This window comes from Rhizobacter sp. P3_C12, from assembly GCF_056402735.1.
Genome location: NZ_JBFUGW010000368.1, coordinates 1 through 5030, shown reverse-complemented (window position 1 = coordinate 5030; position 5030 = coordinate 1). Strand labels below are relative to the sequence as shown.

The window sequence follows — 5030 nt, the reverse complement described above, 5'->3', positions numbered from 1 at the left end:
GCTGATGGCCTGGGTGCTGACGCTGCCGGCCGCGATCCTGTTGTCGGGCTCGCTGTACTGGCTGTTCACGCACCTGTTCTGACGACGGTGCAAGCCCGGGACACCCCCTTTCGGGTGGGCCAACGGCGATCCGACGAAGCGGATTCGCCCGAACGGGCGGTTTGCCTCGCGTGCGCTCAGCGCATACGATGCGCGCTTGCTTGAGCGTCGATGAGGCATCCCCTGCGATGAATTCAGTTCTGCACCCTGGCGCCGAATCCACCGGATCCACCGTGTCCCCCGTCCCCAAGATCCTGATCGTCGACGATCACGCGCTGCTGCGCGTGGGCATCGTCACCAGCCTGTCGGCCATCGAGGACACGCCACTCGAGCTGCTGGAGGCGAGCACGCTGCACGACGCGATCGAGGCCTACCGGGCCCACCCCGACACCACGCTGGTGCTGCTCGATCTGAACATGCCCGACTGCAAGGGACTGCAGGGCCTGAAGCAGTTCCTCGAGGCCTTTCCGCAAGCGCGCGTCGCCGTCATCAGCGGCACGCAGGATGAATTCGTGATCGGCCAGGTGCGTGCGCTCGGCGCGGTCGGCTATGTCACCAAGGGCCAGGCGCCCGGCTCGATGTGCGACATCGTGCTCTCGCTGCTGTCGGCCACGCCCGGCCCGGCCAATGGCCACGCCGCTCACCACGGCAGCAGTGCCCGCTTCCCGCGCTTTCCGAGTTCGTCCAGCTACGACCGGGTCGCCGAGCTCGGCCCGCGCCACCTCGAGATCCTCGAGCTGGTGCTGTCCGGCTGCTCCAACCAGGAGATCAGCACGGCCACCGGCCTGTCGCTGGGCACCATCAAGAACTACGTGTCGACGATCCTGCTCGCGCTCGACGTGAAGTCGCGCTCGCACCTGATCAGCCTGTTCCGTTGAGCGTTCCGTTGAGCGACCGGCCGCCCGTGGTGTTCCGCATCGCGCCCTCGGCGACGCCCGGTGCCCACGACGCGAGCCTCGACGAAGGCCAGGAACGCCGCCGCGAGCGCACCGGCGCGTCGCAGGTGGAGCGCCTGTACCGCCATGCCTACCGGACGATCGCGGTGTCGTTCGCGCTCGCGCTGCTCGGCTGGGGCGTGTTCGCGCTGCTGACCGACGACGCGCGCGTGCTGTGGTGGTCGGCCGCGATGCACAGCGTGCAGGGGCTGCAGCTGCTGCTCGCGTGGCACTTCCGCCGCCAGGGCCGCGCGGCGCTGGCCGAGCCGAAGCAATGGCTGCGCCGCTACCTGCTGGTGCTGGCGCTGTCGGCGATGGTGTGGGGCGCGGCGGCATGGTGGCTGCTGCCCAGCACCAACTGGACGGCCACCTCGTGGCTGATCGGCGTGCTGCTGCTGGTCGCGGCCGCGGGCGCGCACATTTCGACGCCGTACCGCCCGGCCATCTTCTGGTGGCTGCTGCCGCTGCTCGCGCCGTTGATCGTGGTGCTGCTGCGCGAGGGCCTGCCGCTGTCGCTGACGATCGGCTCGCTGGTGGCGGTATCGGGCCTCGTGATCGGCGTGTTCGCGCTGTCGCGCCACCGGCTGCTGATGCGCGAGCTGCAGACCAAGCTCGACAACGATGCGCTGGTGCGCGCGCTGCGCCAGCAGGTGTTCCTGGTGGAGCGGGCGAACCGCGAGAAGAGCCGCTTCCTGGCCTCGGCCAGCCACGACCTGCGCCAGCCGATGCATGCGCTGGGCCTGTTCGCCGCGACGCTGCAGAAGCAGCTCGGCAGCTCGCCGCTGCAGCCGATGGTGACGAACATGATCCGCTCGATCGACGCGCTGGAGCAGAGCTTCACGTCGATGCTCGACATCTCGAAGCTCGATGCCGGCGTGATCGAGCCGAACCTGCAGTCGTTCCCGATCCGCGACCTGTTCCGCGTGCTGCACATGCATTGCAGCGGGCAGGCCGAGGAGCTGGGGCTGTCGCTGCGCTTCAAGCCCGGCGGCAAGATCGTCACCAGCGACCCGCACCTGCTGGAGCGCGTGCTGAGCAACCTGATCCACAACGCGATCCGCTACACGAACGAGGGCGGCCTGGTGGTGGTGGCGCGCAACCGGCGGCACCATGTGAGCATCGAGGTGTGGGACACCGGCATCGGCATGGCCGAGGACGAATTGCCGAAGGTCTTCGACGAGTTCTACCAGGTGGGCAACCCGGGGCGCGACCGCACGCGCGGGCTGGGCATGGGCCTGGCGATCGTCAAGCGGCTGGTGGTGCTGATGGGACACAAGCTGGAGGTGGCCTCGACGCCGGGCCGCGGCACGGTGTTCCGCATCCTGATCAAGCAGACCGAGCTGGTCGAGATGGACAACATGGTGATCGCCGCCGACACGGTGCCGGCCGCTGTCGACGCGAACCGCACGGTGCTGCTGATCGACGACGAGGAGATCATCCGCGACGGCATGCGCGAGCTGCTGCAGACCTGGGGCTACCACGTGCTGACGGCCGGCACCATCCTCGAGGCCTGCACCGAGGTGCGGCGCCACGCCGGCGTGATCGATGTGGTGGTGTCCGACCTGCGACTCGCGAACGACGAGGACGGCATCGCGGCGATCGAGCGGGTGCGCGAGTTCTACGGCGCGCCGCTGCCGGCGCTGCTGATCACCGGCGACACCTCGCCGGAGCAGGTGAAGCGGGTGCACGACAGCGGGCACCAGGTGCTGTTCAAGCCGGTGCGCACGCGCGAGTTGTATGCGGTGCTGAGGGCGGTGCCGTAGGTCGCGGCACTGCCCCGCCTCCGGGTGACCGCCGGCGGGTCCGCGCGGATTCTGCCTGGGGAAGCATTTGCGGCATCCTCCAACTTGCTCACGAACAGGGGTGATGGATCCCATCACGGCCGGTCGAAGTACGCATCACCACCTGGCCACTGCACTGCCATCGTTTCGGGCAAAGCCTTCAACTCGGAGTCCGCAAACTTCATCGCACACTGCATCGCGCTCAAGGCGTCGGAACCATGGATGTCGAGGGCGTTGGGCATCACTCCGCGAATCAGCACCGAGCACGCGGCCTCTTCATCTGATCCAGTCGAATGTGGAAAGCCAATTTCGATGCGGATGTTCTTTGGACGTGCCGACGACGCGGCGTCAACCAACCACAGGTCCCGTTTGATGATCGTCGCGAACGTCTTGTCGGCCACGGCCTGGATGCAGTCGACACAAACCGGCTTCCTCTGCGCGGGGTAAACGCACTCCGGCAAGAATTGACGATCGAGCAGCCGCTCGCAGAGCGCGCAATGACCTGCTTTTTCGGGAGACAGCTCTGATCCTGTCTTTGCACAGCGAAAGGGAACGATGGTCATGGTGGTCTCATTCGTCGTCGTAGCCGTCAGGCTTGGCCTCCGGATTCCTCGCGTACAGCGGATTGAGGACATCCAGAACGAGCACTCCGATGACTCTGCCGATCGCGGTCCTGTAGGCAGTGAATTCAGCCTCGGTGCATCGGTCCATTACCAAGCGGATCGATTCGTCCAAACGACCGATGATGTCGTTCAGTTCGCCACTGAGTTTCTTCGCCAAGGTCGTCTCCATAGGCGTCGTCTTCGCGGCCCTCACGGACAACAGCCACGAGCCGAGCCTACAAGCGCATTCGCGACGCAGGCGTCGAAGACCCACGTTTGAAAGTCAGGAACCAGACTTCAGTAGCGAGCTCTTGATCCGCACATCGCTCTGGGCAAATGACTTTCAACATCTTTGTCCCATCCTCAGAAATCAGGATCCAGTTCTCGAATTGCTTTGCGGAAGATGACTCAGCGGGATACCCGATGGTGCTGTGTATCTCGCCAAGAGTCTTTCCATTGAAGTCCATGGACCATGCCTGCGGAACCTCGGCTTGCTGCTTCGAGTCGCATCCGAGCTGGGTCAGGGCGAGTCCCATGAATGCCCAGACGGCCGAATCGAACAGCCTGCGCAGCATCAGTTTTGACATGTGCATCTCCTGTAGACCGGTGTCCCCTGCGGCGATGTTGTCGAATCCCACGGCCATCCGGTTGTATGCGAGCCACTTCCTGAGCCAGCTCCGATCGACGATACACCGGGCACTTTCACGATGGCGACATGACCGGATGCGTCAGCATAGTTGTGGGCAACGGCAACCACATCTCCTGGCTGCGGCGTCTCGACGACAGGGAAGTTGGGGATGATTGCTTCTGGATTGGCCCATGTGCCAGCGCTGAAGGGCATGCCCAGAAAGTTCCTGTGAGGAGCGACGCCGGTCGATTGCAGGACATCATCAAGGAAGAAGTTGCACTTGTTGGTATTGGGACCCGGGCGTGATTCCGCAGAGTAGCTGTACCGCCGATCATTGTTCAGCAGTTCAGCCTGGGCCAAGATTGCGCTGCAATCGCAAAGCCCCATTGGATCGATCCCGCTGAGCGGGTTGTTGCCCGCATACGTGTACGTGGACAAGCTCCCACCCGCCAGCCCCATCGCATCACTCTGCGTGTAGCCCCCGCCCTCCTTCCGGTAGTAGCGGTTCCAGTTGTAGAACAGCCCCGACTCCTCATCCGAATACTGCCCCGGGAAGCGCAGGTTGAAGGTGAAGTCACCGAGCCCCGCCGGGTTGGTCAGTGGCGCGGTGGTGCCGAAGGGCTCGGCCATCCAGCTCCAGCGCTGGCGGCCTTCGCGGTCGACCACCACGCGCGGCGTGTTCAGGTGATCGGTGTGGATGAAGTAGACGAGCGGTACCCCCCGTCGAGTCCGTGGGGTCCGGCATGAACACCGCGACCGGCACGTTGTCCAGCCAGACGTATTCGCGAATCGCCCGACCTTGCTGGTCGTACTCGCCGAGCAGCTGGCCCTGCGGGTCGTACACAAAGATGACGGTGCTCTGCGGCCCCGCGTTCGTGAACTTGCGGATGCGCCGCCGCTCGGTGTCGTAGCTGTAGCGCGCGGTCATCCCGCCTCGCGACAGCACCGCCAGCTGCCCCGGCAGGTCGTAGCTCGCGGTGTAGCCGGCGCTGTCGCTGGTCGTGTTCCCGGCGTTGTCATAGCCGAAACTGCGCGCCGGGTTGGT

6 protein-coding genes and 1 pseudogene are annotated in these 5030 nt (G+C 65.2%); 2 read left to right on the top strand and 5 right to left on the bottom strand.

Features of this window, described 5'->3' with window-relative positions; genetic code table 11:
* Positions 1-272 precede the first annotated feature (272 nt).
* Positions 273-917 (top strand): response regulator, encoded by a 645-nt coding sequence (locus AC1DXV_RS31180; protein ID WP_477866081.1) that lies wholly within the window; start codon positions 273-275, stop codon positions 915-917.
* Positions 914-2737 carry a hybrid sensor histidine kinase/response regulator gene (locus AC1DXV_RS31175; protein WP_477937347.1) on the top strand — a complete coding sequence of 608 codons (1824 nt, stop codon included), beginning with the start codon at positions 914-916 and terminating at the stop codon, positions 2735-2737. Before AC1DXV_RS31180 ends, AC1DXV_RS31175 begins: the two co-directional genes overlap by 4 nt.
* Positions 2738-2850: 113 nt before the next feature.
* On the opposite strand, the gene AC1DXV_RS31170 is transcribed toward AC1DXV_RS31175, so the two are convergent.
* The 5 genes and pseudogenes from AC1DXV_RS31170 to AC1DXV_RS31150 form a co-directional block, all read right to left on the bottom strand.
* Positions 2851-3318 (bottom strand): hypothetical protein, encoded by a 468-nt coding sequence (locus AC1DXV_RS31170; RefSeq protein ID WP_477866079.1) that lies wholly within the window; start codon positions 3316-3318, stop codon positions 2851-2853.
* 7 nt (positions 3319-3325) lie between these two features.
* Positions 3326-3535 carry a hypothetical protein gene (locus tag AC1DXV_RS31165; protein WP_477937345.1) on the bottom strand — a complete coding sequence of 70 codons (210 nt, stop codon included), beginning with the start codon at positions 3533-3535 and terminating at the stop codon, positions 3326-3328.
* Between the two features lie 58 nt (positions 3536-3593).
* Complete coding sequence (locus tag AC1DXV_RS31160) at positions 3594-3944, bottom strand: hypothetical protein (RefSeq protein ID WP_477866077.1); 351 nt, start codon at positions 3942-3944, stop codon at positions 3594-3596.
* Positions 3932-4651 (bottom strand): RHS repeat-associated core domain-containing protein, encoded by a 720-nt coding sequence (locus tag AC1DXV_RS31155; protein WP_477866076.1) that lies wholly within the window; start codon positions 4649-4651, stop codon positions 3932-3934. Before AC1DXV_RS31155 ends, AC1DXV_RS31160 begins: the two co-directional genes overlap by 13 nt.
* Positions 4560-5030 (bottom strand): annotated as a pseudogene (locus AC1DXV_RS31150) (hypothetical protein); the annotation flags it as partial. The gene AC1DXV_RS31155 and the pseudogene AC1DXV_RS31150, both read right to left, overlap by 92 nt.